Below are 26,439 nucleotides of genomic sequence, written 5' to 3' on the forward strand. Positions count from 1 at the left end.
GATGCGCATCCTCAACATCTCGGCCCAAAAGCCCGACAGCACGGGCAGCGGCACGTATCTTTCGGCGCTCGTGCGCTCCCAGCTGGCAGCCGGGTGCGAGCCCGCCGTCCTCTGCGGCGCCGCCCCGGGCGACACGCAGGGCGACATCCCGACGGGCGTACCCGTCTATACCGTCGACTTCGACACCCCTGAGCTGCCCTTTCATATCTGCGGTATGTCCGATGTCATGCCTTATCCGTCCACCCGCTACCGCGATCTCACGTCTCAGATGACCTCGTCATTCGAAGACGCGTTTTGCCGCTCGATCGAGCGCGCAGTGGCCAAGTTTGAGCCCGACGTGCTGCTCTGCCACCATCTCTATCTGGTGTGCGCCCTCGCGCGCGAGCTTGTGCGCGACCGCCCCGTGTGTGCCGTCTGCCATTCGACCGATATCCGCCAGATGCGCTCGCACGGCCTTGAGCGCGAACGCGTCCTTGCGGCTGTGCGCGGGCTCGATGCCGTCTTCTCGCTCCATGCGGAGCAGGCCCAGCAGATCGTGGAGACCTATGGGGTCGACCCGGCACGCGTGCGCGTGGTGGGCACAGGCTACGACTATCACACGTTCTGCCCCGACGCCGCTGTTCCGCGTCGCGTCGACAGTCTGGTCTTTGTGGGCAAGGTCTGCGTCAAGAAGGGCGTGGCCAGCCTCCTTGAGGCCCTGGGCCTGGTGGACCGCGGGTCGCATCCGGATCTTTCTCTCACACTGGTGGGCGGGCATGCGCACGACGATGAGTTCCAGCAGATCGAGTCTGCAGCCGCAGCGTCGACCGTTCCCGTGACGATTGCGGGGCGGGTGGACGGCGAGGAGCTCGTCCGCACGTATCGTGCGAGCGAGGTCTTTGTGCTGCCCTCGTTTTTCGAGGGCCTTCCACTTGTCACGATCGAGGCCCTCGCCTGCGGCTGCAAGGTTGTCATGACCGAGCTTCCCGGCGTGCGCCCTTGGATGGAGGCGGCCTTGCCTGGGGCACCCGTCGCGTGGGTTGCCCCGCCCACCATGGTTGATGTCGATACACCGGACAGCCGCGACCTTCCGCGCTTCGAGCGCGACCTCGCCCAAGCCATCCAGGACGCGCTTGACGCACCTGCGCCGTGCTTCGACACCTCAGGCGTCTCTTGGGATGCCTGCTCGGAGCGTATACTAGAGACCGTTCAACGCCTGCTCGAACAGAAAGGAGGCATCGATGGCTAACGATCAGATTCGTCTGACGCAGATGACGGCCGCCTCGGGTTGAGCCGCCAAGCTGGCTCCCGGAGCCCTTGCCCAGGTCCTGGGTGAGCTACCCAACGTTCCCAACGAGCGCCTGCTCATCGGGTTCGATACCGCTGACGATGCGAGTGTCTTCAAGGTGGGGGAGAACCTGGGCCTCGTGCAGTCCGTCGACTTCTTCCCACCCATGGTGGACGACCCCTTCCTCTTTGGCCAGATCGCCGCCGCAAACTCGCTGTCGGACATCTACGCCATGGGCGGGCGACCGAGCCATGCCATGAACCTGCTCTGCATCCCCAGCTGCCTAGGGGTGGAGGTGGCCGGTCAGATCTTGGCGGGCGGCGCCGACAAGTGCGTCGAGGCGGGCTGCACCATCGCGGGCGGCCACACCATCAACGACGATGAGCCCAAGTACGGCCTGTCCGTCTCGGGTTTTGTGCGGCTCGACCGCATGCTTGCCAACGGTGGGGCGCGCCCGGGTGATGTACTGCTGCTCACCAAGCCGGTGGGCTCGGGCATCATCACTACCGCTATCAAGGGCGAGCTCCTCGAGGAGGCAGATGCCTTTGCGCTTTTCGACTCGATGCGCACGCTCAACGAGGCCCCGATTCGTCTTGCGAGCGACCTGGAGCTTCACGGCTGTACCGACATCACGGGCTTCGGCCTGATCGGGCACGCTTGCGAGATGGCCGAGGCGTCCGGTGCCCAGGTGGTGGTTGAGGGCCACGCGGTGCCGCTCTTTGACCAGGTGCTCGAGATGGCGCGCTTGGGCATCATCCCGGCGGGCGCTTACCGCAACCGTGACTTCTTCGGTCCGCGTGTGCAGATCGAAGAGGGTCTTGCCGGCGGCCTTGAGGATGCGCTCTTAGACCCGCAGACCTCGGGCGGCCTTCTGCTCGCCCTGCCCGAGCGCGATGCCCACGAACTCATGATTCGCATGGAGGCCGAAGGTCGTCTCTGCTGCCGCGTGGGATCTGTCCGCGCAGCTCAGAAGGGCGGGCCCGCGGTGCGCGTGCTGCCGTAGCCCCGCCCCTGTAACGTCAGTCTTTCGGCCGTCCCTGCGACCGAACAACGAAAGGATTCATTATGTCTACCAAAATTGAAGTCAATGCCATGGGCGATGCCTGCCCGCTGCCCGTCGTCAAGACGCTTAAGGCACTCAAACAGCTTGATGGCGAGGGCGCTGTGGTGACCTCGGTCGACAACGAGACCGCCGTCAAGAACATCTCCAAGATGGCGCAGGAGAAGGGCTGCGCAGCCTCGGTTGAGAAGGTTTCTGATGCCGAGTGGCACGTGACCGTGGCGACCTCTGGCGCCGTTGCCGTGGCCGATCCCGAGCAGGATGGTGCTGCCTTCTGTGGTGCCAGCGCCGGCAAGGGCAAACTCGTCGTTTCCGTCTACACCGATTGCATGGGCCGTGGCGACGACGAGCTGGGCCGCAAGCTCATGAAGGCGTTTATCTTTGCCGTGACGCAGCAGGAGGAGCTGCCCGCGACCATGCTGTTCTACAACGGCGGCGCCAAGCTCACCGTCGAGGGCTCTCCGGTGCTCGACGACCTGAAGGGTCTGGCGGAGCAGGGTGTCGAGATTCTCACCTGCGGTACCTGCCTCGACCACTTTGGCATTAAAGACCAGCTTGCGGTGGGCGAGGTCACCAACATGTACGTGATCGTGGAAAAGATGGAGCAGGCCGTGCGCGTCGTGCGCCCGTAGCGTATTGGTTGGAGTCGACATGAGGGAGAAGCGCCCGGCGCTTGTCATCACGTTTCCCACCACGGCTGCCGCCATGGGTTGCGAGTCCCTGTGCATCGAGCGCGGCCTTCCCGGGCGAACGATTCCCGTGCCCGGGGAGGTCGCTGCCGGTTGCGGTCTGGCGTGGAAGGCGCTGCCTTCGGATGAGGGGTTGCTGCGCGGCGAGCTTGCCGCGGAGGGCGTCCCCACCGAGGGCTTTACGGTGATCGACATGTGGGAGGTCGTGCGATGATCTACCTGGATAACGCGGCGACGACCATGCACAAGCCGCAGACGGTGATCGATGCCGTGGCGCAGGCGATGTGCTCGCTCGGCAATGCCGGTCGCGGCGCCACGTCGGGTGCGCTCGATGCGGCGCGTACCATCCACGGCTGCCGCACTAAGCTCGCGCGCCTGTTGGGCTGCCCGCGGGCTGACCATGTGTGCTTTACGCCTAACTCAACGGCGGCGCTCAACACGGCCATTAACGGCGTGGTGCGCCCCGGCGACCGTGTGGTCACGACGGTGCTTGAGCACAACTCCGTGCTGCGTCCGCTCAACCGCCTGGCCGCGGAGCAGGGCGTGGCCGTTGAGCATGCGGGCTGTGACGCGAACGGCGTGCTCGACTATGACGAGCTCGAGCAGCTGGTCACGCCGGGCACGCGTGTCGTGGTGGTGACGCACGCCTCCAATGTGACCGGCAACTCGGTCGACATTGCGCGCGTGGCCGCCATGGCCCATGCGGCCGGCGCGCTTGTGATCGTCGATGCCTCGCAGTCTGCCGGCACGGCGCATATCGATATGCAGGCCATGGGGCTCGACGTCGTGTGCTTTACCGGTCACAAGGGGCTCATGGGACCCCAGGGCACTGGCGGCCTGGCCGTGGCGGAGGGCATTGACGTGGCTCCGTGGGCCATGGGCGGCACGGGCGTGCACAGCTTCGATGTGCTGCAGCCGCTTGGGTGGCCCACGCGCCTTGAGGCGGGCACGCTCAACGGCCACGGTATCGCCGGTCTTTCCGCCGGCCTCGACTTTATCGGGACCCAGGGTGGGGTCGAGGCGATTGCTGCCCACGAGCGTGCGCTCGCTGATCGCTTCCTTGCCGGTGTGCGCAAGATTCCGGGGATTAAGCTCTACGGTGCGTTTGACCAGCCCGTGCGCTCTGCGATCGTGTCGCTCAACGTGGGCGATATCGATTCGGCCGAGATCTCGGATGCACTCATGCAAGGGTGGGGGATTGCGACGCGCCCCGGCGCCCATTGCGCCCCGCTCATGCACCGTGCGCTGGGGACCGAGCGCCAGGGCGTCGTCCGCTTCTCGTTTGGGTATTTCAACACGAACGAGGAAGTCGATACCGCGATTGACGCTTTGCGCGATTTAGCCTGCTAAAGCGTATATACTTGCGGGACGGGTCTTTTGCCCGTTCCGTTTTAGTTTCGACCCGAAAGGTGGTCCCATGGCTTCATCCGCCTCGCGCGGTCTGCGCTCCGACCATGTTGTCACCGTCGGCATCGCCCTGTTCTCGATGCTCTTTGGCGCTGGCAACCTCATTATTCCGCCGTTGCTGGCGCTGCAGGCAGGTTCTGCCACGCCGGTCGCCATGCTTGGCTTTCTCATCGCCGCCATCGGCCTGCCCGTTATGGGCTTTATCGCCGTGGCGCTTGCCGGAACGGCACGCGAGCTTGCCGGCCGCGTGCATCCTAAGTTTGGCGAATTCTTCGTTGCGGCGGTCTACCTGGCCATCGGTCCGTGCCTGGCTATTCCGCGCACGAGCTCCACGGCCTTCGAGATGCTGGTGCCGCTGCTGCCAGAGGGCGTTTCGCTCGGCACGGCTCGCCTGGTCTTTGCCATCGGGTTCTTCGTCGTCGCGTTTGCGCTCACGCTACGCCCGGGTGTCATCACACGCGTACTCGGTCGCATTACGGGCCCTGCGCTCATTGCGCTCATCGTGCTGGTCGTTGGTGCTGCCGTGATCTCGCCGCTGGGACCGGCTGCCGCGCCTCAGGCTCCCTACGATGCCGGTGCTGCCGTGCAGGGCTTTTTGACCGGCTACCAGACCATGGACCTGCTCGCGTCTCTCGCCTTTGGCATCATCATCGCCGAGACCATCCACGAGTTGGGCGTTACCGATGACAAGCGCGTGGCCTTCGAGATTTCGCGTTCCGGAGTGATCGCCGGCGTGCTCATGGCCATCATCTACTGCGGCTTGGGCCTTGCCGGTATGCAGCTCGGCACCGTGATGCCCGATGCCACCAACGGCGCCGCCATCCTCGCCCGTTCGGCCTCTATGCATTTTGGGCTTGCCGGCACGGTCGTGGTCTTTGCGATCTTTTTCCTCGCCTGCATGAACGTGTGCATCGGCCTTATCAGCTGCTGCTCGCGCTACTTCTGCGAGACGTATGTGGTTAAAGGGGGAGCGGAGGCTTCCGAGGAGGCCATGCGCCGTCCCTTTGCGGTTCTCGCCTTTGTGTTCGCAGCGTTTTCGTGCGTGCTCTCCAACGTTGGCCTCGACATGATCCTCATGTTCTCGGTGCCCATGCTCAATGCCTTGTATCCCGTCGCCATCGTGCTGGTGCTTATGGGCCTGGTGCACGGTTTTTGCGACGCGCATCCGCAGGTGTGGGTTTGGGTCGGCGGCGTTGTCGCGGTGCAGAGCGTGATCATGTCGGTCCGCGATGCGTTCTTTGCTGGTGCGTGGCTGCCGTTCGATGCGTTACCGCTGGCAGATATCGGTGCTGCGTGGGCACCGGTTGCTGTGGTGGCGTTTGTGATCGGCCTGGTTCATAGCCAGTTTGTCGCACATTCGAGGAGCTAGGGTTTCTGCGCTTGCACAGGCGGGGAGTCTCCCCTATAATTTCCTTCGCTTTGGGACACGCAGGGTTTAGACCTTAGCTGCTCAACACCTTCGGGACGTGGCGCAGTTTGGTAGCGCGCCTGCTTTGGGAGCAGGATGTCGCAGGTTCAAATCCTGTCGTCCCGACCATATCTTGCGGGCGTAGTTCAATGGTAGAACCCCAGCCTTCCAAGCTGATGACGCGGGTTCGATTCCCGTCGCCCGCTCCATAAGATAGATGAATGGCTCTGGTTCCTTTTGGGACCAGAGCCATTTTCATATACATGCCGGGGACCCCACATCCCCTCCTAAGTTGCGGTGAAATAGTCCCTGGATTAGCCGCAAAAGCTGTTATCCAGGAACTATTTCACCGCAACTTATTGAGGCCGAGCGGGCTGGGTCGATGATGGGTTCTGTTGTCGAGAAGATGAAGACAGCCGGTCAGGAGTCTGCGTAGGGTTTTGTGGTTGGTATACCGTAGCCGCGCATCATGGAGCCGAACGCTTTGACATCGTAGGTGTCTGAGAGCTTGAAATGAATGACGTTGTGGCCCATGGCACGCAGGTTCGTGTCGCGCATGAGGGCAGCTCGATAGGTTTTTGCCGCAGTATGTTCCGGATCATTTTGGGCATCGTCCTCAAACTTGCCTAGTCCATGCAGCTCAGCCAGCATCCATGAGCCGTTTGGCATCTGCCAGCCGTAATCTGCCAAATAATAGCCGGCGTTTCCCGGTCGAGTGATTTCAACCTGAAGTTCGGGAGCGGCAACTCCCGCCAGAATCATTGCCGCCCGTGCTTCGGATTCTCCACCGTTATCCGATCTGCCATCCATGTGTTCAAAAACGTCAAATGCGCGCGCGATGCCGTGCAGTCCGCGGCAGTTCGTTTGTGCATATGCACGCAATTCTTCACGCTCGACACCGTACTCACGAGCCAACCCGTCGACATAGCCTAGTGCATATCGAAAAGCGTTAGTTCGGGCGATGTCGACCACCGTGCGATATGGATTCGTTAACGTAAAAGGACCGAGCTGCCATACGTCGCCCGGCCGCCAGCGTCGGTATTCAACGAATTCGTACATATCGCGTCTGGTGGAACGCGGCAACAGCACTTGCACCTTGTCGAGAAGCGAATATGCAGAACCGATGCCATAGAGCAGTGCCGCCGTTGCTCCACAAAACACGGCATTCGGTTCAACGACCGCAATAGCGGATGCCAATTGAAAGATGCGATCTTCGACGCCGAGGTCATTCCAATACGCGGGATCAGCGTAGACATGGTTGTAGAGTCGAATAATCATCTCTTTTTGCATGAGCGCGTAGGCACAGCGTTCATCCCATTTTTTGGTAGCTACAAACAGGTGCCCGCCATGATGGGCCTCGAATAACCGGAAGAATAGCTCTAATTGCGGTTTGGTACAGCGTTTATCATGACTCATTTTCGACCCCATGGTCTCGAGGGGGAGTGAATGACACTACGCTATCCCATATTTGGCCCGCCTGACCTTGCCATGAACTGACCAAAAGCTTGACGGGGCAGGTCAGAGTCATGAGTCGTAGCCAAACATATCGGCAAACGGTTGATTAGTGCCCCTCGGCGGCACTAAAAACCACCCTTACAGAAAGTTGCGGTGGAATAGTTCCTGAAAGGCTCGAATAAGCCTAAATCCAGGAACTATTTCACCGCAACTCAGGTGGGGATGGGGCTGAGTGGCGGGCGATGCCGTTGCCTGTCGGTTAGTGGCGGGATTGGTGGCGGAGCTTGTCGATGGTGGAGTCGGTGCTGCGGCTGCGGGATTCGGCGGCGCGGTCGCGGGCGTCGGCAGCGGTTTGGCGCTTGCGGCGGTAATCGATCATGCCTTGGATGATGGGCTTGCCAAAGCTCACGACATCATCGTTGTAGATGGCGGTTCGGGCTGCGAGGAGGCAGTCGGTAAAGTCCATATGGGTCTTGCCAAAGAGTTTGACGGCAAGGGCGACAACGGTGGGCTCGTCGACCATGACGTCATCGAGCAGCTTGGTCATGGCCGTCGCAATCTCCACGCGCGGGACCTTGTAGACGTCGCGCAGCGTAACGGCGACGCGTGTGATGATCTCGGGGTAGACGCGAGCGGTGCGCGTGGCGATGACCTTGGCGGCGCGCGGTGACAGGACCTCGTCGTCGTTAAGCAGGTAGCGCAGGATGACGGTCTCGTCGATGATGGTGCTACTCATGGATATCTACTTCCTCGGGACCCAAAACCGACTCATCGCTTTCTGTGGCTAGGTATTCAATCCAGGCATTGCGCTCCTCGGCGCGGCGATTGGGGTCACCATATGCTTTGAGCGATCCATAGGCGGCGGTGCCGTCCTTTGGGCGCACGGCGACCGGCTGAAAGGGGAGCTTGCGCATCAAAATGCTTTGCGCGACAAATAAGCGGACAGCCTCGGCGAGCGATGTGCCCATGGCATCGTAGAGATGCTCGGCATGCTGCTTGTCTTCCTCGCGAATGCGCACCTGCAGGATGGCTCTTTTTTTGAGTCGATGACATCACTGGCCCCCTTAATGAGCGTGCAATATAGTCGGTCAAATGCGGCATGTGCCGATACTTGAGCATCTTATAACGATTACTTTATTTCACTCAAGTTGATAACCATAAACACGAATACAAGCGTAGTACATCCAAAATGAGAGCGCATAATAATCTCTGAGGCGTACGCATGTAATACACTCACCTTTATAGCTTCTAGAGAATAATTCCAACCTGCCAAAACCACTGCAATACACCCGTATTGCAGGGCTTATGCTCAAGTTTGCCACCTGCAACTGCGTATATTTAACCTGTATATCGTTGGAGGAATTCTATCGAAGTGCCTGTTTCGCCGCATGCACTCGATACGTCGATGCCGGACCACGGGCGGTCCGGGGCAACGTCGACAGGGTCTCTCCGGCATGGGATTCAGGAGGGAGTGAACAACATGGGCAATAAACGAGTCGTAGCCGATTCCTCACGCTGCATTGGGTGCCAAACCTGTATGGCGGCGTGCATCGAGGCGCACGACATTCCCGGCAACATCGCCGCGCCGCGCCTGCGCGTGACGCGTACGTACGAGATCTCCGCACCGGTGGCTTGCCATCACTGCGAGGATGCCCCGTGCGCGAAGGCCTGTCCTACGGGCGCCTTGTTCTTTGATCCAAAGAACCATCGTATCGGCGTCAACGAGGACAACTGCATCGGCTGCAAGAGCTGCGTCATGGCATGCCCCTTTGGCGCCGTGAGCGTGGCGACCACGCAGGTTCCGGTCTTGATGGGCGACGTTCGCGTGGGTTCGCAGACCAAGAGCTTCGTGCTCAAGTGCGACCTGTGCGTGGACCGTCCCGGCGGTCCGGCGTGTGCCGAGGCGTGCCCGACCAAGGGCCTCACCCTGGTTGACGAGGAGCGCCTGGCAGAACTGACTGCCGAGCGTGCCCGCGCCACCATCGAAAACGAGGCGTAAGCGGGCGGCCATACAGGCCCAATGATTGTCAAATAAGTACCGAGCATTCGGTAGCAGAAAAAGGAAGGAGGGTGTCATGGAGAAGCATAAAGTGATCTGCCCGTACTGCGGCGCCGGTTGCCAGTTTAACCTCTTGGTCCAAAACGGCCAGGTCGTGGGTACCGAACCGCTCAACGGCATCACCAACCAGAGCGAGCTGTGCCTTAAGGGCATGAGCGGCTACGACTTCATCAACGACACCAAGATCTTGACTCCTCGCGTACTGCACCCGATGATCCGCCGCACCAAGGGCGCGGATCTTGAGCGCGTAAGCTGGGACGAGGCACTGGATTTCACCGCATCTAAGATGCAGGCCATAATTGACGAATATGGTCCTAACGCTGTCATGACCACCGGCTCTTCGCGAGGCGGCGGCAATGAGGCGAACTACGTCATGCAGAAGTTTACGCGTGCGTGCATCGGCACCCACAGCGTAGACAACTGCGCCCGTACTTGACACGGCCCTACTGTCCTCGGTCTGATGGACACGGTTGGTTCAGGTTGCATGTCATGCTCCATCCCCGGTATGGAGGATGCGGGCTGCATTTTCCTCTTCGGCTATAACCCTGCCGATTCGCACCCCATCGTCGCAAGGCGTATCGTGCGAGCCAAAGAAAAGGGTTGCAAGATCATCGTCGCCGACCCGCGCCATATCGAAACCGCGCGTATCGCCGATCTCTACCTTCCGATCAAGAACGGTTGCAACGTCGCGTTCCTCAACGCCTTTGCCAACTGCTTGGTCAACGATGGCCTCTACGACAAGGAATTCGTCGCCGAACACACGAACGGCTTTGACGAATGGTGGGAGACCATCAAGAACTACACTCCCGAATCCGTACAGGACATCACGGGTGTCGAGCCCGCGCTGATCCACCAAGCTGCCGAGATGTACGCCACGGCGAAGCCTTCTGCCATCATTGGCTGGGGCATGGGCGTATGCCAGCAGAAGCAGAACCTGAAGACGGTGCACACCATCGCCTCCATCGCCTGCGTTGCCGGCCAGATCGGCAAACCCAATTCCGGCCTCGCGCCCGTGCGTGGTCAGAATAACGTCCAGGGCTCCTGCGATATGGGCATGCTGCCCAACCTGTACCCTGGCTACCAGAAGGTCACCGACCCGGCAGTGCGTGCCAAGTTTGCCAAGGCTTGGGGCGTGCCCGAGGAAAAGCTCCCGCTCGAGGAGGGCTACAAGCTCACCGACCTGGGCCACCTGGTCGACGAGGGCAAGGTGCACTGCTTCTACAACTACGGCGAGGACCCGGTGCAGACCGAGCCCGATTCGGCCGGTATGCGCAAGACGCTCTCCGAGCTGGATCTGTTCATCTGCCAGGACATCTTTATGACGCAGACGACCATGCTCGCCGACGTCATCCTGCCTGCCACCTCTTGGGGCGAGCACGAGGGTGTCTTTACCGCATCCGACCGTAGCTTCCAGCACTTTGACGCGGCCGTTCCGCCCAAGGGCGAGTGCCGTCACGACTGGGAGATCTTCGCGGACCTGTCCACGCGTATGGGCTATCCCATGCACTACGACAACACCGAGCAGATCTGGAACGAGTGCATTAGCCTGTGCCCCAACTTTGTGGGCGCGACCTACGAGAAGATGGCTCCCGAGGGCGGCTACGCCCAGTGGCCCGTCAAGAGCACCGATGTGAACGACCACGGTACGCCCGACATGTTCGCTGGTGGCAAGTTCACCACCAAGGACGGCCGCGCCAACCTGATGGCGCACGACTGGGAGGCGCCCTCCGAGCTTCCCGACGATGAGTACCCGCTCATCCTGTGCACCGTCCGCGAGGTCGGCCACTACAGCTGCCGCTCGATGACCGGCAACTGCAAGACGCTGGCGCTGCTTGCCGACGAGCCCGGCTTTGTCCGCATGAATCCCGCGGACGCCCAGGCGCGCGGCATCAAGAATGGCGACATCGTCTCGATTCACAGTCGCCGCGGCCAGGTATACAGCCGTGCCGACGTGAGCGATCGCATCAACAAGGGCACGGTCTACATGACCTACCAGTGGTGGATCGGCAAGTGCAACGAGCTGACCATTCACAAGGTCGACCCGGTCTCGCATACGCCCGAGGACAAGTTCTCCGCCTGCCAGGTCGACGCCATTGCCGACCAGGTTTGGGCAGAGGGCGAAGTCGAGCGTCAGTACACCGAGCTCAAGCAGGCTCTGGTGGACGCCGCCGCTCCCCAAGACGTTGAGCCCGGCGCCGCCAAGTTCGACGACGAGACGCACGTGAACCAAATCGTGTAGTCCCGTTCTCGTTGGCTATTTGGGCCGGGCGTCCCGTACGTTCGGGAGCCCGGCCCGTTATTTTGAAAGGAAGTGGGGATGAACCGCTTCATCGACATCAACCCGGAGAGGTGCATCGGCTGCGGAACATGCCAGTCCGCCTGTGCCGACGCCCACCGGATGCAGGGTCTTCAGGATACGCCGCGCTTGGCGCTCGTGAAGACCGGCGGTATTTCGGCCGCCCTTGCCTGCCACCATTGCGAGGGTGCCCCCTGCGCCGAGGTTTGCCCGGTGAATGCCATCGAGCACGATGGCGATCGCATCCACGTCAAGGAGCAGGAGTGCATCGGGTGCAGGCTGTGCGCCATCGCGTGCCCCTTCGGAGCCATCCATCCCGATGGCACGTCTATCGCCGGTGTCGCAGGCATGTGCGACCCGACGCCTTCGTATCCTAAGTCCCTGAGCAGCCTGCTTACGTGGGCTCCTGGTCAGTACACCTGCGCTGTCAAGTGCGACCTGTGCGCATTCGATCCGGACGGCCCGCATTGTGTGGCGGCGTGCCCTACCAAGGCGCTGACCGTCATGGGTGGCGCGGCCGATCGCGAGCTCGACGAGGCCAAGCGCCTGCGCTCGATCGAAAACGGTCCGGTCGTCGACGTTACCGCTGTGGCCCAGGGCCTGTCCGAGAAAGCAGAAGGGAGCGTAAACAATGGATAGCATGACGCTGTTTATCGCATCGCTTGCCGTCTCGTGCATCGGTGCGCTCGCCTCGGTTCTGCTGATCAAGGCCGATAACGCCGCCAAGACCGCCGGCTGCCTAATCGGCGCCGTCGCCGCGGTGCTTTCGTTTGTGGCCGGTATCCAGGCCGTGCTGGGCGATGTCACGTCGGTCGACACCATCGTGTTCTTCCCGTTTGCCCATTTCCAGCTGCTGCTCAACCAGCTGTCCGGCCTGTTCGTGGCGCTCATCTCGGTGCTCGCGTTTGCCGGCTCGATCTACGGTCTCAACTACTTTGATGAGTACCCGGGCAAAAAGGGCCGCGCCGGCTTCTTCTTTAACACCTTTGTGGCGTCCATGATGCTCGTCATCACCGCCGACAACGTGTTTTGGTTCCTGGTCGCCTTTGAGCTCATGTCGCTGACCTCGTACTTCCTGGTCGTGATCGAGGAGAACGAGAACTCCATCCATGGCGGTTGGCTCTACTTTGTGATCGCGCACGTGGGCTTTGTGCTCATCATGGCGAGCTTCCTCACCATGACCAACTTCGCCGGTGGCTCGTTTGCCTTTGCGGATTTCCGCGCTACGCAGTTTAGCCCCGCGGTCGCATCCGTGTGCTTCGTGCTCGCCTTCTTTGGCTTTGGCGCCAAGGCCGGTATTATCCCGCTGCACGGCTGGCTGCCCAAGGCACATCCCGAGGCGCCGTCCAACGTGTCGGCCCTCATGTCCGGCGGCATGATCAAGATCGGTATCTTCGGCATCCTCAAGGTGGGCCTCGACCTGCTCTCCGCCTCGGGCGTTCAGGTCTGGTGGGGCCTTATGGTCATGGTCTTCGGTGCGATCTCGTCGGTCCTCGGCGTGGCCTTCGCCCTGCAGGAGCATGACATCAAGCGCCTGCTGGCCTATCACTCCGTCGAGAACATCGGCATCATTCTGCTCGGCGTCGGCGCCTCCATGGCCGCCATGGGGCTCAACTCGGTCGGCATCGCCGTCCTGGCTCTGATGGCCGCCCTCTACCACACGTTTAACCACGCGATGTTTAAGGGCGAGCTGTTCTTGGGCGCCGGTGCGCTGCTGTACTCCACGGGTACGCGCAATATGGAGAAGATGGGCGGCCTGTTCCGTCGTATGCCGGCAACGGCCATCTGCTTCCTTATTGGCGCGCTTGCCATCTCGGCCATCCCGCCCTTCAACGGCTTTGTGTCCGAGTGGTTTACCTACCAGTCGCTCTTTAACGCCGCCATGCAGGGCGACAAGGCCGTCATGATCGTGGCCGTGTTCGCTGCCGTCGCGCTTGCCATTACCGGCGCTCTGGCCGTCACGTGCTTCGTCAAGGCCTATGGCGTCTCCTTTGCCTCCGCGCCCCGCTCCGAGGCCGCGGCCAATGCCAAGGAGGTTCCCGCCCCCATGGTGTTTGCGCAGGGCCTGCTCGCGGCCATCTGCGTCGTGCTGGGCATTGGCGCTCCCGTGATCGCGCCCGTGCTGGTCGATGTCGCCGCGTCCGTGCTGTATCCGTACGGTGGCGTGTTTGCCGCCGAGGGCATGGAGCTCATGAACCAATACTCCGGCGCTGCCACCTCCACGCCCGCGATCGCTATTGCGCTCGTGGTACTTGTCGGCCTTGCCTGCGGTTATCGCAAGCTTAAGACCGTCGGCAAGGTGCAGAAGTCCCAGCCGTGGGCATGCGGCTATGCTCCCAACGAGCATATGCCCGTCGTGGCCACGACCTTCGCCTCCGAGGTGTCCTGGTTTATGCAGCCGCTCTACACGCTGCGCGACCGCTGCACGGCCGTCTGCTGGTCCATCGCTCACTTCTTCCAGAAGCTCACCGGTGTGGCCGAGGCTGTGGAGCCCGTACCCGACAAGGTTCTCGTCGATGCCCCGCATAAGGGTGTCGAGAAGCTCGCCGACCTCGCGACTAAGCTCGAGGGCGGCAACTACAGCATCTATATCTGCTACATCGTCGCGGCACTCGTGGTGTTCCTCGTGCTCGCCGTGCAAATGGGTTAAGGAGGGGAGAGCATGAACAACATCGTACTTGCCGTTCTGCAGGGCGTGGTCGTCATGGCCGTCGCGCCGTTCTTCTCCGGTCTCGGCCGCGTGATCCGTGCCAAGATGCACAACCGTCGCGGCCCCAGCATCATGCAGGACTACCGCGACCTGGCAAAGCTCTTTGCGCGTCCCGAGTCCCAGAGCGAGGATGCGAGCTTTGCACTGCGCATCATGCCGCCGCTGTTCTTCGCCGTCGCCTTTATGCTCGCGATGGGTCTGCCGCTCTTTACGGCGCAAAGCCCCATCCCGGTCTTTGGTGACGCCATCACCATCATGTACAGCCTGGCGCTCGCCCGCTTCTTCTTCGCCCTCTGCGGTGTGGATTCGTCCAACGCCTACGCCGGTATCGGCGGCGTCCGCGAGCTGCTCATGAGCGTGCTCATCGAGCCGTCCATGCTGTTGGCGCTGTTTGCCGCCGCCCTGGTGTGCGGCTCCACCGACATCGCCACCATGGGTCAGCACATCATGACGGGCGCCATCGACGCGCCGGTCGCCGTGATCCTCGCCGGCATCGCCTTTGCGATTGCCTGCTACATGGAACTCGGCAAGCTGCCCTTTGACCAGGCCGAGGCCGAGCAGGAGCTTCAGGAAGGTCCGCTCGCCGAGCTTTCGGGCCCGTCGCTCGCCATGGCCAAGCTTGCCATGTCCATGAAACAGGTCCTGGTCGTCGCCTGGTTCTGCGCGATCTTCGTCCCCTGGGGCGAGCCCACGACCGTGGGCGCCGCCGCCGTTCTTGGCGCAGTCATCTTCCTGGTGAAGTGCCTGATCGACTTTGTCGTATGCGGCGTGATCGAGAACTCCTGCTCGCGCTCGCGTTTTAAGGTGCTCGGTAATCAGACCTGGGCCGTCGTGGGCATCGCCGTTCTGGCGTTTGTCTTCGTGGTCGTCGGCGTGTAGGAGAAGGGAGAAACAATGTCATTTGCAGTCAGTCTGTCCCTTCTCGGCTTGGTCGCTATCGCGGCCCCGATGGTGGCCTCGGTGCTCGTCGCCCTGTTCCCCCGTCCGTACGCCAAGTGGTTCAGCGTTTTGGGTGCCGCCGTCTCGACGGTCTGCACCATCGCCCTCGCCGCGAATTTCGCTGGCGCCGGCATGCCCGACACGCAGGTCCCCCTGATCTCGTTTGGGCAGACCCTCGTCATGGGATTCACCTTCGATCGCATGAGCACGCTGCTCGCGCCTGCCTTTGTGGGTATCGGCCTGCTTGTCGTGATCTATTCGATTCCCTATATGAGCGAGAATAACCGTGAGCATCCCGACGCACCGCGTCGTCGCTTCTACGCGTACCTCGCGACCTTCATCGGCGCCATGGCCGGCCTTGTGTACAGCTCGACCCTTTTGGGCCAGCTCGTGTTCTTTGAGATCACGGGTGCGTGCTCTTGGGGCCTCATTAGCTACTACATGTTGCCTACGGCCAAGAAGGCCGGCATGAAGGCCCTGATCATCACGCATATCGGTGCGCTCGGCCTGTATCTGGGCGCCGCCATCGTGTTTGCCCACACCGGTACCTTCGCCATTACCGCGATTGCCGGTCTCGACGCCAAGCTCAAGGCTATCGTCCTTTTGCTCGTGCTGTTTGCGGCCTGGGCCAAGTCCGCACAGGTTCCCATGTACATGTGGCTGCCTTCGGCCATGGAGGCGCCGACGCCTGTTTCGGCCTACCTGCATGGTGCCTCGATGGTCAAGGTCGGCGTGTGCGTGTTCGCGCGTGCACTCGTCTCTGCCGGTGAGATTCCCGAGATCGTGGGTTGGGTCGCCATTATCGACGCCATGGTCACCATGCTCTTTGGTTTCCTTATGTACCTGCCGCAAAAGGACATGAAGCGCCTGCTGGCCTTCTCCACGATCGCCCAGCTCTCCTATGTGTTCTTTGGTCTGGGCCTTTCGGTCTTTGGCAGCCAGCTGGCCTTTGATGGCGCCGTGTGCCACATCTTTAACCACGCCTTCGCCAAGACCCTGTTCTTCCTGATCGCCGGTTCGTTCTCCTTTACCCTCGGCACGCGTATGCTGCCCAAGCTTCGCGGCATCGTAAAGAAGTACCCGATCTCGGGCGTGGGCTTTGGTGTCGCGGCGCTCGCCATTGCCGGCGTGCCGCCCATGAACACGTTCTTCTCGAAGTTCCAGATTATCGCCGGCGGCTTTTCTGTGGGTGCCGGCAACGTCGCGATCCTGGTGCTCGTGTGCATCATGGTCGCCGAGACCGTCGCCACCTTCGCCTGGTTCCTCAAGTGGATGGGCTATTGCCTGCCCGGCGAGCCGAGCGACGAGGTTGCTGCGGGAGCCCCGCTTCCCCGCGCGATGGCGTTCGTGTTCATCGTGCTCATCATCATGGTTATCGTTAGCGGCCCGCTTTCGGCCAGCTGGATCGGTTAGGAGGTAGAACGACATGGGTTATTCGATCGTCAACATCCTTGGCGGCCTTCTGATCGTCACGTCCACCATGGTGGTCGTCTCCAAGAACATCAAGCACGCCATCAGCTGGTATGCGGTGCAGTCGCTGGTGCTCGTGGGACTGCTCGCCACGCTCGGTGTCACCACCGGTGCGCAGGAGCTGCTTATGTGGGCTGGATCTGCCTTTATCACTAAGGTCGTCCTGGTCCCTTATATCCTTAACCGCGCATATAAGAAGATGGGCGAGCCGAGCGACGCATCGCTCAAGGCCGGCCTTAAGCCCGCGTGGGCCATCTGCATCATCGCCGTCGAGGTCGCGATCTGCTTTGCCGTCGTGACGCAGATCAGCCTGCCCACGGCCGAGGTCGCAACTCCTGCGCTCGCCATTAGCTTCGCTCACTTCTTTGTGGGCCTCACCTGCATCATCTCGCAGCGCAACATCATGAAGCAGATCTTTGGATACTGCCTTATGGAAAACGGCAGCCACGTGACGCTCGCGCTTTTGGCCCCCACCGCTCCCGAGATCATCGAGATCGGTATCGCCACCGACGCCATCTTTGCCGTCATCATCATGTCCATCGTCGTGCGTCGCATTTGGGACGACTCCCACTCGCTCGATGCGCGCGACCTGTCCGAGCTGAGGGGGTAGTCCATGGAAACGTTGATTTTCGCCCTGCTCGCGACTCCTTTGGTGTTCTCGCTGGTCATGGCGTTTTTGCCTAAGAACACGTCCTATAACGTGTTTGCCGGTCTCAACCTGGTCTCCGTCGTAGCCGTCCTGGTGCTGTCGATTATGACGGCCGGTGACGTCCTTACGAGCGGCGAAACCGCGAGCGCTCTTGGCCTGTGGTTCCACCTCGATTCGCTGGGCGCCATCTTTGTGCTGCTCATCGGCTTTATCGGTTTTCTTACGGGGCTGTTCTCGCTGCCCTATGTAAAGGCCGATATCGAGGAGGGCTCCATGCCCGCCGAGCGCGCCAAGCAGTATTTTGCGCTGTTTAGCCTGTTTGTGTTCACCATGCTGCTCGCGTGCCTGTCCAACAACATGATCCTCACGTGGGCCGCCGTGGAGGCAACCACGCTTTCCACCGTGTTCCTCGTGGGTATCTACAAGAACAAGACGGCCCTCGAGGCTTCTTGGAAGTATGCGATGGTCTGTACCGCCGGCGTTGCCTTTGGCCTGTTCGGTACGCTGCTGATCTACGCCAACGCCGCCGACGTGATTCCCAACGCCCACGAGGCCGCATTCCTGTCGTGCGTGCTGCCGTATGCCGACCAGTTCGACCCGACGCTCATGCGCCTCGCCTTTGCGTTTATCGTGATCGGCTTTGGCACCAAAGCCGGCCTGTTCCCCATGCACACTTGGCTGCCCGATGCCCACTCTCAGGCTCCGAGCCCTGTCTCGGCCCTGCTCTCGGGTGTCCTGCTTAAGTGTGCCATGCTTGTGATCATGCGCTTCTACGGCTTTACCATCCAGGCCGTGGGTGCCGAGTATCCGCAACTTCTGCTGCTGATCGTCGGCACGCTGTCCATTTTGGTGGCGGCGCTTTCGATGTTTCGCCAGGACGACCTCAAGCGCCGCTTTGCGTACTCGTCTGTGGAGAACGTGGGCGTTATCGCCCTGTGCCTGGGTATCGGTGGCCCGCTGGGTATCGCCGCGGCCCTGCTGCACTGCGTGTTCCACGGCTTTACCAAGACGCTTGCCTTCTGCGTGTCCGGCAACATCCAGCACGCTTTTGGCACGCGTAGCCTGGCCAAGATCCAGGGCGTCGTCGAGGTTGCCCCCGCAACCGCCGCGCTCGCCGTCCTGGCGCTGCTCGGTCTTGGTGCCTTCCCGCCCTTTGGCATGTTTATCTCCGAGTTCCTGACTTTTGTCGCCGGTGTTACCGCCGGTCCCATGTGGCTGATCGTCGTGGTCGCCCTCGGTCTTACCGTGGCCATCTCCGCGCTCACCCGTATCGCACTCAAGTCGGTATTCGGCCATGCGCCCCAGGGCATGGGCAAGCATGAGGCCCCGGCGCTCATGCTTATCCCCGAAATCATCCTGGCTGTCATGATCTTGTGGTTTGGCATCGCCACCCCGCTGCCTCTCGTGCACGGTGTGGAGACCGCGACCGGCATCGTGCTCGAGCAGAGCACCGAGGAACTTCACGCGACGCCGATGTACCGCGCTGTGTTCGGTACCGAGACCGCTCAGAGCGAGGTGGAGTAACGAATGATTGAAACTGAGAACAAGGTGTATGCCCGTCGTTGCGAAAGCCACGTCGAGGCCCTGCGCGCCGCAGTGCCGGGCGCTATCGAGAAGGTCGAGTGGCAGTGCGAGGACCAGCTGACGATCACCGTCAAGCAGGACAAGCTGCCCGAGGCCGTCCACTACCTGTATTACGAGCGCTACGGCTGGATTCCCGTGATCATCGGCAACGATGAGCGCAGCCTGTGCGGCCGCTACGCCGTGTACTACGTCATCTCCATGGAGGGGGAGGATCCCGGCTGGGTGACCGTGCGCACCGAGGTCGATCCCGCCAAGATGACGTTCCCGTCCGTGACGCCGTTCGTCCCCGCCTGCGTGTGGGGCGAGCGCGAGCTGCGCGACATGTTCGGCCTGATCCCCGAGGGTCTGCCCGATCGTCGCCGCCTGGTGCTGCCCGATGACTGGCCCAGCGGCCTGTACCCGCTGCGCAAGGACTCCATGGACTACCGTTTCCGTCCCGCTCCCGCGAGCGACATGGAAAACTACGAGTTCTTGGCCGATACCAAGGGCAAGGAGACGACGCTCGTCCCTATGGGCCCGCTGCACATTACCTCCGACGAGCCCGGCCACTTCCGCCTGTTCGTCGAGGGCGAGACGATCGTGGACGCTGACTACCGTCTGTTCTACGTGCATCGCGGCATGGAGAAGGTCGCCGAGACGCGCCTGAACTATGACGCCGTGACGTTCCTCGCCGACCGTATCTGCGGCATCTGCGGCTGCGCTCACTCGGTGGCCTACGCCGAGGCCGTCGAGCGCGCCCAGGGCATTCATGTCCCGCCGCGCGCCCAGTACATCCGCGCCATCATGCTCGAGGTCGAGCGTCTGCACTCGCATCTGCTCAATATTGGCCTCGCATCGCACTACACCGGCTTCGATTCCGGCTTCCAGCAGTTCTTCCGCGTCCGCGAGAAGTCCATGGACCTGGCCGAGAAGCTCTCCGGTCACCGCAAGACCTACGGTCTCAACGTGATCGGCGGCGTGCGTCGCGACATTTTGGCCGAGCAGAAGCTCTCCACCCTCACGACCATCCACCAGCTGCGCTCCGAGGTTCAGGAGCTCGTTGACGTCTTGCTCTCCACGCCCAACTTTATTGAGCGTACGAGCGGTATCGGCATTCTGGACCGTAAGATCGCTCGCGACTTCTCGCCGGTCGGCCCGCTCATGCGCGGCTCGGGTTATGCCCGTGACGTGCGCTTTGACCATCCCTTCGACGGCTACGCCGATCCGGACGTCCAAAAGATGCACGCCGCTACGGCCGACACCTGCGACGCCTTTGGTCGCACCGCCGTCCGCATCCAGGAGGTCTACGATTCGATCGATATGATCGAGACCATGCTCGAGAACTGCCCGTCGGGCCCCATCCTCACCACGGATTGGGAGTACACCCCGCACAAGTACGCCATCGGCGCCACCGAGGCGCCGCGCGGCGAGGACGTGCACTGGGCCATGCTCGGCAATAACCAGAAGTGCTACCGCTGGCGCGCCAAGGCCGCCACGTACAGCAACTGGCCGGTCCTGCGCTACATGTTCCGCGGCAACACCGTGGGCGACGCGGCGCTGATCGTCGGCTCGCTCGACCCGTGCTACTCCTGCACCGACCGCGTGACGGTGACCGATGTTGCCGCCAAGCGCGACCACGTGCTCGACAAGGAGCAGTTCGAGAACGTCTGGCGCGACAAGTCGCCGCTTGCGGGCGAGGGCACCATGGCCGCCCCGCTCGATGAGGAGGCGCTCTAATATGCTTAAGCTTTGGAAGGTTAACGCCAAGGCCGGCGACGCGACGGTCAAGTACCCGTTTGCGCCGTTCCCCACCAACAAGGACATGCGCGGCAAGCCCGAGCACAATGCCGAGCTCTGCATCGCCTGCGGAGCCTGCGGCGTGGCGTGCCCGGCCGATGCCATTCGCATGGACACCGACCTTGCGGCCGATACCATCACCTGGTCGATCGACTATGGTCGCTGCATCTTTTGTGGCCGCTGCGAGGAAGCCTGCCCCATGGAGGCCATCAAGCTCACCGAGGAGTTTGAGTTGGCCGTCATGAGCAAGGACGACCTCACCAGCAAGAGCGTCTATACGCTCGAGCACTGTTCGCGTTGCGGCAAGCCGTTTGCCCCGCACAAGGAGATCGACTACGCCAAGCGCCTGCTGCAAAAGGCCGGCGGCATGGAGGCCGAGCAGGCCGCCCGTACCGTCGGCATGTGCCAGGAGTGCAAGCGCGAGCTCGACGCCCTGCGCGCCGCTTCGGCCGTAAAGACCGGCAACGCTGCTGGCATGGCTGCTAACGAGACGCTTGCGTCCGGCGAGCCCCAGGGCCCCGGCATGGAGTATCTGGGCGGCCACGGCGTGAACCCGGAGTATATCGACCGCGAGCTCAACCCCGATGCGCCCGAGATCCCCGCCGGTCCGGCGCCGGTCGAGGGCATCATCATGGATTTTGAAACGAAGGAGGAGTAACCATGGCCGAACCCACGCTTTTGCCCGAGCGGCTTCAGTACCGCCCGACCAAGATCGAGCTCGACGAGAGCATCGAGAAGGCCAAGGCGACCCTTCTTAAGAAGATCAAGCGCTCGGTGTACGTCTACCGTGTCGACTGCGGCGGCTGCAACGGCTGCGAGATCGAGATCTTCGGTTCCATCACGCCCGTCTTTGACGTCGAGCGCTTTGGCATCAAGGTCGTGCCCTCGCCCCGTCACGCCGATGTGCTGCTGTACACCGGCGCCGTGACGCGTGCCATGCGCATGCCGGCCCTGCGCGCGTTTGAGGCCGCACCCGATCCCAAGATCGTGGTGTCCTATGGCGCGTGCGGCTGCACCGGCGGCATCTTCTACGACAACTACTGCGTCTGGGGCGGCACGGATAAGATTCTGCCGGTCGATGTCTACATCCCCGGCTGCCCGCCCAGCCCCGCGCAGACCGTCTACGGCTTTGCCATGGCACTTGGCCTGCTGGACCAAAAGCTCCATGCCGAGACTACGGTGGAGGCTGCCGGCGAGCAGGCCGATATCCTGCACCCCGGCGTGCCGTACAAGCTGCGCGTTGCCATCGAGCGCGAGGCTCGCGCCATGAGCGGCTACCGTTACGGCCGCGACCTGGCCAACGAGTTTATGGATACGCTCGAGGACGCGCCCAAGGGTGATATCCGAGGTGCCATGGCGCTGCTCATCGACAAGCAGGACGATCCGCGCCGCGTTGAGGTCTACTCGGCGCTGCAGGATCTGGTGCTGGCCGGAGGTCACTAGATGGAGCTCACGGACCGCTCTGGTTACTTTGCGGGCCCCGGTATGCTCGGCGGCTCCTTTGGCGATGCCTCGCGCGCAAGCGACGAGGCCGCCGAGGGCGTCGCCGACCCCTGCCTGGGCCATGCGCCCGACCAGGTGGTCTTCTATGAGCTCACGCGTAAGTTTGTGGAGACCGAGGAAGACGTTCCCCAGGAGGCCTGCGACGTGCTGTACTACACGCTCGCCGTGGGCCACCACACCGGCGTGCTCGATTGCTTTGAGCCGCGCCTGTCGGTGCCGGTGGATGTCTTCTATTCGCTCGTCGACGCGCTGCCGGAGGGGGAGGCCAAGACCAAGTTCGAGGCCATCCGCTCCTTTGGCGAGTGCCAGCTCGACAAGGCGGCGGTGCCGTCGCTGCTCGAGGCCTGCGACACGCTGCTCGACGAGCGCGGTTTTCGCGGCTCGGCCAAGGCCGGCATCTCGGTGTTCGACGACGACTTTGGCCTGCATGCCCAGCAGGTCGCGTTTCTGATGAAGTTCCGCGATCTGGTTGAGCGCGTGCGCGATGTGTCGGGCGTGTATCTGACGGGAAGGTTGCAGTAATGGGTCGCGTTGTGGATGGTCGTGTGAACGGCGCCCCATTTGCGGGTATCGTGCTCACGGCGGGAAGCGTGCTGCGCGCCGACGATGCCGCCGGCCCCGTGCTCTCCAAAAAGATGGAGGACACGCCTATCGCCGGTTGGTACACCATCGACGGCGGTCAGACGCCCGAGGATGACATCATCGAGGTCAAGCGCGAGCGTCCGCCGCGTTTGGTTTTGGTCGATGCCGCCGACATGGCGCTGCCCGTCGGCGCCATCCGCTTGCTCGATAAGACCGACGTCGCGCGCAAATCGATGTTCACCACGCATTCGCTTCCTTTGTCGATTCTGATCGAAGAGATTGAGCAATCGTGTGATGATATCGTCTTCGTCGGGATTCAGCCGGGCGACACGGAGTTCTACAACCCCATGTCCCCGGAAGTCTTTGAGGCCGTCGACGCCGTGTACGACGCCGTGGCCGCCAACGACTTTTCCCACTTTGTCCGCTTGGGGCAAGAGCAATAGGAGCGCTTGTTCCTGCTGATTAGGAAAGAAGTGATTGACATGGCAGATTCCAAGGTGGAGTACCCCGCTCCCGATTGCCTGGCGCCCGCCGCGATCGAGGCCAAGACCGAGGCCGCCGGCGTGACCAAGGCTAACCTGCCGGTCGCTAAGACCTTTCTGTTGGCAATGTTCGCCGGCGCGTTTATCGCCTTCGGCGGCCTGTCCTTTACCGTGTTCTTGAGCGACAGCACGCTGGGCTGGGGCGCTCAGCGCGTCGTGGGCGGTCTGTGCTTTTGCCTGGGCCTGGTGCTCGTGCTGGTGTGCGGCGCCGAGCTGTTTACCGGCAATTCGCTTATGGTCTGCGCACTCAAGAGCAAAAAGATCACCCTGGTTCAGATGCTTAAGGCCTGGGTCGTCGTGTGGGTCGGCAATTTTGTCGGTGCCCTGTTCATCGTCTTTTTGGTGTACATGGCCGGCATCTATAAGCTCAACGGCGAGGCGGTCGCCAACTCCATGGTGAGCGTCGCCGCCGGCAAGGTGACGATCGACTGGGTGACGATCTTCTTCCGCGGCATCCTGTGCAACATCTTTGTGTGCCTTGCCGTGTGGATCGGTACCGCCGGCAAGACCGTGGTCGATAAGGTTGTGGGCATTCTGCTGCCCATCGCCGCCTTTGTGGCCTGCGGTTTTGAGCACTGCGTCGCCAACATGTACTTTTTGCCCATGGGTGCCGTGATGCACGCGTGCGGCTATGGTGCCGACGTCGCCGGCGCCGATGCGCTCAACGCTGCGGGCATTGCGTTTAACTTGTCCGCCGCTACGCTGGGCAACATCGTGGGCGGTGCGGTTCTGGTCGCGCTCGGCTACTGGTTTATCTACGCCAAGAAGTCCGAGGCGTAAGGTACCGTCTGTTTGACGTTGGGCCTCCCGCGGGGCGTTGCCGTGCGGGAGGCTTTTTGGGTCTGGGGCTCGTTGCCGGGCTTTTGGTCTGTTGTGTTTGGCTGATGAAAGGGGCAATCGAGATGGCATCTGCTGTGAAGCGTGACGGTCGCGCCGTGGTGACCACATGCGGGGGATGCTATGCCGATTGCGCCTTTGCGGCACGCGTTGAGGATGGGCGTGTGGTGGCCGAGTTGCCGGTGCCGGGGCATCCGTGCGGTGCGCGTGCCCTGTGCGCCCGCGGGCGGCATCGCCTGGACATGCCGTTTGACGAGCGCGACCGGATTTTGCATCCCATGCGCCGACGAGCTGATGGCTCGGGGTTCGATGCGATTTCGTGGGACGAGGCGTTCGCGCAGATTGCCAAGCGTCTTTTGGGGATTATTGACGAGCGCGGACCTCGTGCGCTGGGCATGACGCTCGGCGTGCCCTCGTTCGACCGCTACTGGGGCTATCGTCTTATGCACGCGCTGGGTTCGCCCAACGTGTACGGTGCCGACGGTGCCTGCGAGGTAAGCCGTCTCACTGGTTGGGAGCATAGCTTGGGCTATAGCCCCGCCTCCGACCTGGCGCACACCGACTGCATTATGTACCTGGGGCGTTCCATTGTCGATTCGTCGACGATGGGGGCCGTTGATGCACTCAACGATGCGCGCCGGCGCGGGGCGAAGATCATCGTGGTCGACCCCCGGCGCAGCGGCTCGGCTGCGCTTGCCGACCGTTGGCTGCGCGTACGCCCGGGCTGCGACCTGGCCTTGCTGCTGGGCATTGCGCATGTGCTCATTGCCGAGGGCCTGTACGACCGCGAGTTCGTTGCCCGCTTTACCACGGGTTTTGACGAGCTGGCGCAGACTGCTGCTGTTTGGACGCCCGAGTGGGCTGAGTCGATGTGCGATGTGCCGGCGGACTATATCCGAGCGACTGCGCGTGATTTGGCTGCCGCCGCGCCTGCCGCCGTGGTGGATGCGGGCTTTCACGGTGGCATCGGTATCGCGTATGCCAATAGCACCCAGACCGCGCGCGCTATCTGCTTGGTCGATGTGCTGCTGGGCTGTATCGGGCATGCGGGCGGTGCGCTCAACCCGCCCACGTCGCTTTTGTTGGGCGACCTCGATCCCGCACGTTTTGCGACGCCGCCGGTGCCGCGCGGGCCCAAGCTGGGGTCCGAGCGCTATCCACTGGTCGATCCGGTGCGCGGCCTGTGCACGACCATCGGTCAGTCGATTCGCGCCGGCGATTTGCGCGGACTCATCGTCTATGCCAGTAACCCCGGTGCGGGCTATGGCAATGCGCAGGCTTGGTTGGGTATTTTGCAGCAGCTCGACTTGCTCGTGACGATTGATATTCGCTGGTCTGAGACAGCGCGCGCTTCTGACTTCGTGCTGCCCGATGTGACGTATCTTGAGGCCGACCGCGGCGTGGGCACGGTCGTGGGCGCCAACGATGCGCGCGTGTTCTACCGCAACGCCGTGCTGCCCGTGCAGCATGACGACACACGTCCCGGTCGGGAGATTTTTGCCGGTCTGGCGCAGGCGTGTGGCGTGGGCGAGTACTTCGACTTTACGTCCGACGATCTGGCCGCTGCTCAGGTGGCTCCGTTTGGGATTGATCTGGACGAGCTCAAGGAGCGCGGCTGGGCCGACACGGGCGTTGCGCAGCCGTCGCGTACGGGCGAGCCGGTGATTCCCTTGAACGGCGGCAGGATCGCGCTGGCAAGCGACGTATGGGAACGAGCCGGCCTGGGTTGTGTACCCAACTGGATCGCTCCCATGGTGGAGCCTGGCCCGGGGATGTTTCGCCTCATTAGCGGCAACCGTCCCTTTGAGTCGCATACCTCGCGCAGGCTCGCGGCCCAAGGTGCCGCCGAGGCTGGGTCGGACCTGGATGCCGTGCAGATGAATGCCGATGCTGCTGCGCACATGGGCATCACCGACGGCGAGATCGTCGAACTCGTGAGCGACATGGGCCGCGACCGCGTGCGCGTGGAGACGACGCCCTATCTGCATCCGGCGTGCATCTTCACCTCGGCCGCTCCCGGCGGGCGTTCGTTTGGCGCCGATGCCGGTGGCGCTCAAGCCTTGGGCGTGGGCCCGCTCGACCATACGCCGTTGCGTTGGGACCCGTTGACGGGCGCTGCGCTCACCCAGGAAAACGCCGTTCGCGTGGAAAAGATCGCGGCACGCGAGGATAATAGCGATTGATTGACTCAGCCGATCGAATTGGC

At 62.3% G+C, this 26,439-nt stretch carries 24 protein-coding genes, 2 tRNA genes and 1 pseudogene; 24 read left to right on the forward strand and 3 right to left on the reverse strand.

Annotation, left to right across the window (positions count from 1 at the left end; all coding sequences use genetic code 11):
- The first annotated feature begins 1 nt into the window (after nt 1).
- The 8 genes from GPK42_RS04060 to GPK42_RS04095 all read left to right on the forward strand — a co-directional run bounded on the left by GPK42_RS04060 (nt 2) and on the right by GPK42_RS04095 (nt 6,040).
- Nucleotides 2–1,228 (forward strand): glycosyltransferase family 4 protein, encoded by a 1,227-nt coding sequence (locus GPK42_RS04060; RefSeq protein ID WP_215693698.1) that lies wholly within the window; start codon nt 2–4, stop codon nt 1,226–1,228.
- Nucleotides 1,221–2,270 (forward strand): selenide, water dikinase SelD, encoded by a 1,050-nt coding sequence (gene selD, locus GPK42_RS04065; protein ID WP_423064372.1) that lies wholly within the window; start codon nt 1,221–1,223, stop codon nt 2,268–2,270. The genes GPK42_RS04060 and selD overlap by 8 nt, the downstream gene beginning before the upstream one ends.
- Before the next feature lie 62 nt (nt 2,271–2,332).
- Complete coding sequence (gene yedF, locus GPK42_RS04070) at nt 2,333–2,959, forward strand: sulfurtransferase-like selenium metabolism protein YedF (RefSeq protein WP_215693699.1); 627 nt, start codon at nt 2,333–2,335, stop codon at nt 2,957–2,959.
- A gap of 19 nt (nt 2,960–2,978) precedes the next feature.
- Entirely contained in the window at nt 2,979–3,230 is a 252-nt protein-coding gene (locus tag GPK42_RS04075; protein ID WP_215693701.1) for a putative Se/S carrier protein, read from the forward strand.
- A complete protein-coding gene (locus tag GPK42_RS04080) occupies nt 3,227–4,366 on the forward strand; it encodes an aminotransferase class V-fold PLP-dependent enzyme (RefSeq protein ID WP_215693703.1) in 1,140 nt (379 codons plus the stop codon). Before GPK42_RS04075 ends, GPK42_RS04080 begins: the two co-directional genes overlap by 4 nt.
- Before the next feature lie 67 nt (nt 4,367–4,433).
- Nucleotides 4,434–5,792: a branched-chain amino acid transport system II carrier protein gene (gene brnQ / locus GPK42_RS04085; protein WP_215693705.1), complete on the forward strand. Its 1,359-nt coding sequence runs from the start codon at nt 4,434–4,436 to the stop codon at nt 5,790–5,792.
- A gap of 91 nt (nt 5,793–5,883) precedes the next feature.
- Nucleotides 5,884–5,960, forward strand: a tRNA-Pro gene (locus tag GPK42_RS04090).
- A gap of 6 nt (nt 5,961–5,966) precedes the next feature.
- Nucleotides 5,967–6,040, forward strand: a tRNA-Gly gene (locus tag GPK42_RS04095).
- A 211-nt stretch (nt 6,041–6,251) separates the two neighbouring features.
- On the opposite strand, the gene GPK42_RS04100 is transcribed toward GPK42_RS04095, so the two are convergent.
- The 3 genes from GPK42_RS04100 to GPK42_RS04110 all read right to left on the reverse strand — a co-directional run bounded on the left by GPK42_RS04100 (nt 6,252) and on the right by GPK42_RS04110 (nt 8,305).
- On the reverse strand, nt 6,252–7,247 hold the full coding sequence (locus GPK42_RS04100; protein WP_215693707.1) for a hypothetical protein: 996 nt from the start codon (nt 7,245–7,247) through the stop codon (nt 6,252–6,254).
- Nucleotides 7,248–7,545: 298 nt separating this feature from the next.
- A complete protein-coding gene (locus tag GPK42_RS04105) occupies nt 7,546–8,022 on the reverse strand; it encodes a PIN domain-containing protein (RefSeq protein WP_215693709.1) in 477 nt (158 codons plus the stop codon).
- The gene (locus GPK42_RS04110) at nt 8,015–8,305 is read right to left on the reverse strand and encodes a type II toxin-antitoxin system RelB/DinJ family antitoxin (protein ID WP_215693711.1); all 291 of its coding nucleotides are present in this window, start codon (nt 8,303–8,305) and stop codon (nt 8,015–8,017) included. Before GPK42_RS04110 ends, GPK42_RS04105 begins: the two co-directional genes overlap by 8 nt.
- A gap of 461 nt (nt 8,306–8,766) precedes the next feature.
- On the opposite strand from GPK42_RS04110, the gene GPK42_RS04115 reads away from it, so the two are divergent.
- The 16 genes and pseudogenes from GPK42_RS04115 to GPK42_RS04190 all read left to right on the forward strand — a co-directional run bounded on the left by GPK42_RS04115 (nt 8,767) and on the right by GPK42_RS04190 (nt 26,416).
- Complete coding sequence (locus GPK42_RS04115) at nt 8,767–9,285, forward strand: 4Fe-4S dicluster domain-containing protein (RefSeq protein WP_022095206.1); 519 nt, start codon at nt 8,767–8,769, stop codon at nt 9,283–9,285.
- A gap of 76 nt (nt 9,286–9,361) precedes the next feature.
- Nucleotides 9,362–9,511: pseudogene (locus tag GPK42_RS10240) on the forward strand (hypothetical protein); the annotation flags it as partial.
- Nucleotides 9,497–11,584: a formate dehydrogenase subunit alpha gene (gene fdhF / locus GPK42_RS04125; RefSeq protein WP_465038248.1), complete on the forward strand. Its 2,088-nt coding sequence runs from the start codon at nt 9,497–9,499 to the stop codon at nt 11,582–11,584. The pseudogene GPK42_RS10240 and the gene fdhF, both read left to right, overlap by 15 nt.
- 78 nt (nt 11,585–11,662) lie before the next feature.
- Entirely contained in the window at nt 11,663–12,280 is a 618-nt protein-coding gene (locus GPK42_RS04130; RefSeq protein ID WP_022095203.1) for a 4Fe-4S dicluster domain-containing protein, read from the forward strand.
- Nucleotides 12,273–14,291, forward strand: a complete 2,019-nt coding sequence (hyfB, locus tag GPK42_RS04135; protein ID WP_215693713.1) for a hydrogenase 4 subunit B — start codon at nt 12,273–12,275, stop codon at nt 14,289–14,291. The genes GPK42_RS04130 and hyfB overlap by 8 nt, the downstream gene beginning before the upstream one ends.
- Nucleotides 14,292–14,303: 12 nt before the next feature.
- Nucleotides 14,304–15,230, forward strand: coding sequence for a respiratory chain complex I subunit 1 family protein (locus GPK42_RS04140; RefSeq protein ID WP_215693715.1), 927 nt, complete (start codon nt 14,304–14,306; stop codon nt 15,228–15,230).
- A 15-nt stretch (nt 15,231–15,245) separates the two neighbouring features.
- Entirely contained in the window at nt 15,246–16,703 is a 1,458-nt protein-coding gene (locus GPK42_RS04145) for a hydrogenase 4 subunit D (protein ID WP_215693717.1), read from the forward strand.
- A 13-nt stretch (nt 16,704–16,716) separates the two neighbouring features.
- The gene (gene hyfE / locus GPK42_RS04150; protein ID WP_055286167.1) at nt 16,717–17,370 is read left to right on the forward strand and encodes a hydrogenase 4 membrane subunit; all 654 of its coding nucleotides are present in this window, start codon (nt 16,717–16,719) and stop codon (nt 17,368–17,370) included.
- Nucleotides 17,371–17,373: 3 nt separating this feature from the next.
- Nucleotides 17,374–18,933, forward strand: a complete 1,560-nt coding sequence (locus GPK42_RS04155; RefSeq protein ID WP_215693719.1) for a hydrogenase 4 subunit F — start codon at nt 17,374–17,376, stop codon at nt 18,931–18,933.
- A gap of 3 nt (nt 18,934–18,936) precedes the next feature.
- Nucleotides 18,937–20,709, forward strand: coding sequence for a hydrogenase large subunit (locus GPK42_RS04160; RefSeq protein WP_215693721.1), 1,773 nt, complete (start codon nt 18,937–18,939; stop codon nt 20,707–20,709).
- A 1-nt stretch (nt 20,710) separates the two neighbouring features.
- On the forward strand, nt 20,711–21,427 hold the full coding sequence (locus GPK42_RS04165) for a formate hydrogenlyase complex iron-sulfur subunit (RefSeq protein WP_070097519.1): 717 nt from the start codon (nt 20,711–20,713) through the stop codon (nt 21,425–21,427).
- 2 nt (nt 21,428–21,429) lie between these two features.
- Complete coding sequence (locus GPK42_RS04170) at nt 21,430–22,212, forward strand: NADH-quinone oxidoreductase subunit B family protein (protein ID WP_215693723.1); 783 nt, start codon at nt 21,430–21,432, stop codon at nt 22,210–22,212.
- Nucleotides 22,213–22,794: a formate hydrogenlyase maturation HycH family protein gene (locus GPK42_RS04175; RefSeq protein ID WP_055286175.1), complete on the forward strand. Its 582-nt coding sequence runs from the start codon at nt 22,213–22,215 to the stop codon at nt 22,792–22,794.
- Nucleotides 22,794–23,297, forward strand: coding sequence for a hydrogenase maturation peptidase HycI (gene hycI, locus GPK42_RS04180; protein WP_215693726.1), 504 nt, complete (start codon nt 22,794–22,796; stop codon nt 23,295–23,297). Before GPK42_RS04175 ends, hycI begins: the two co-directional genes overlap by 1 nt.
- A gap of 39 nt (nt 23,298–23,336) precedes the next feature.
- Nucleotides 23,337–24,176: a formate/nitrite transporter family protein gene (locus GPK42_RS04185; RefSeq protein WP_215693728.1), complete on the forward strand. Its 840-nt coding sequence runs from the start codon at nt 23,337–23,339 to the stop codon at nt 24,174–24,176.
- A gap of 122 nt (nt 24,177–24,298) precedes the next feature.
- Nucleotides 24,299–26,416 carry a molybdopterin-containing oxidoreductase family protein gene (locus GPK42_RS04190; RefSeq protein ID WP_215693730.1) on the forward strand — a complete coding sequence of 706 codons (2,118 nt, stop codon included), beginning with the start codon at nt 24,299–24,301 and terminating at the stop codon, nt 26,414–26,416.
- Nucleotides 26,417–26,439: the final 23 nt, after the last annotated feature.

Origin of the sequence: Collinsella aerofaciens, assembly GCF_018785265.1 — a bacterium.
Classification (GTDB): Bacteria; Actinomycetota; Coriobacteriia; order Coriobacteriales; family Coriobacteriaceae; genus Collinsella; species Collinsella aerofaciens_AI.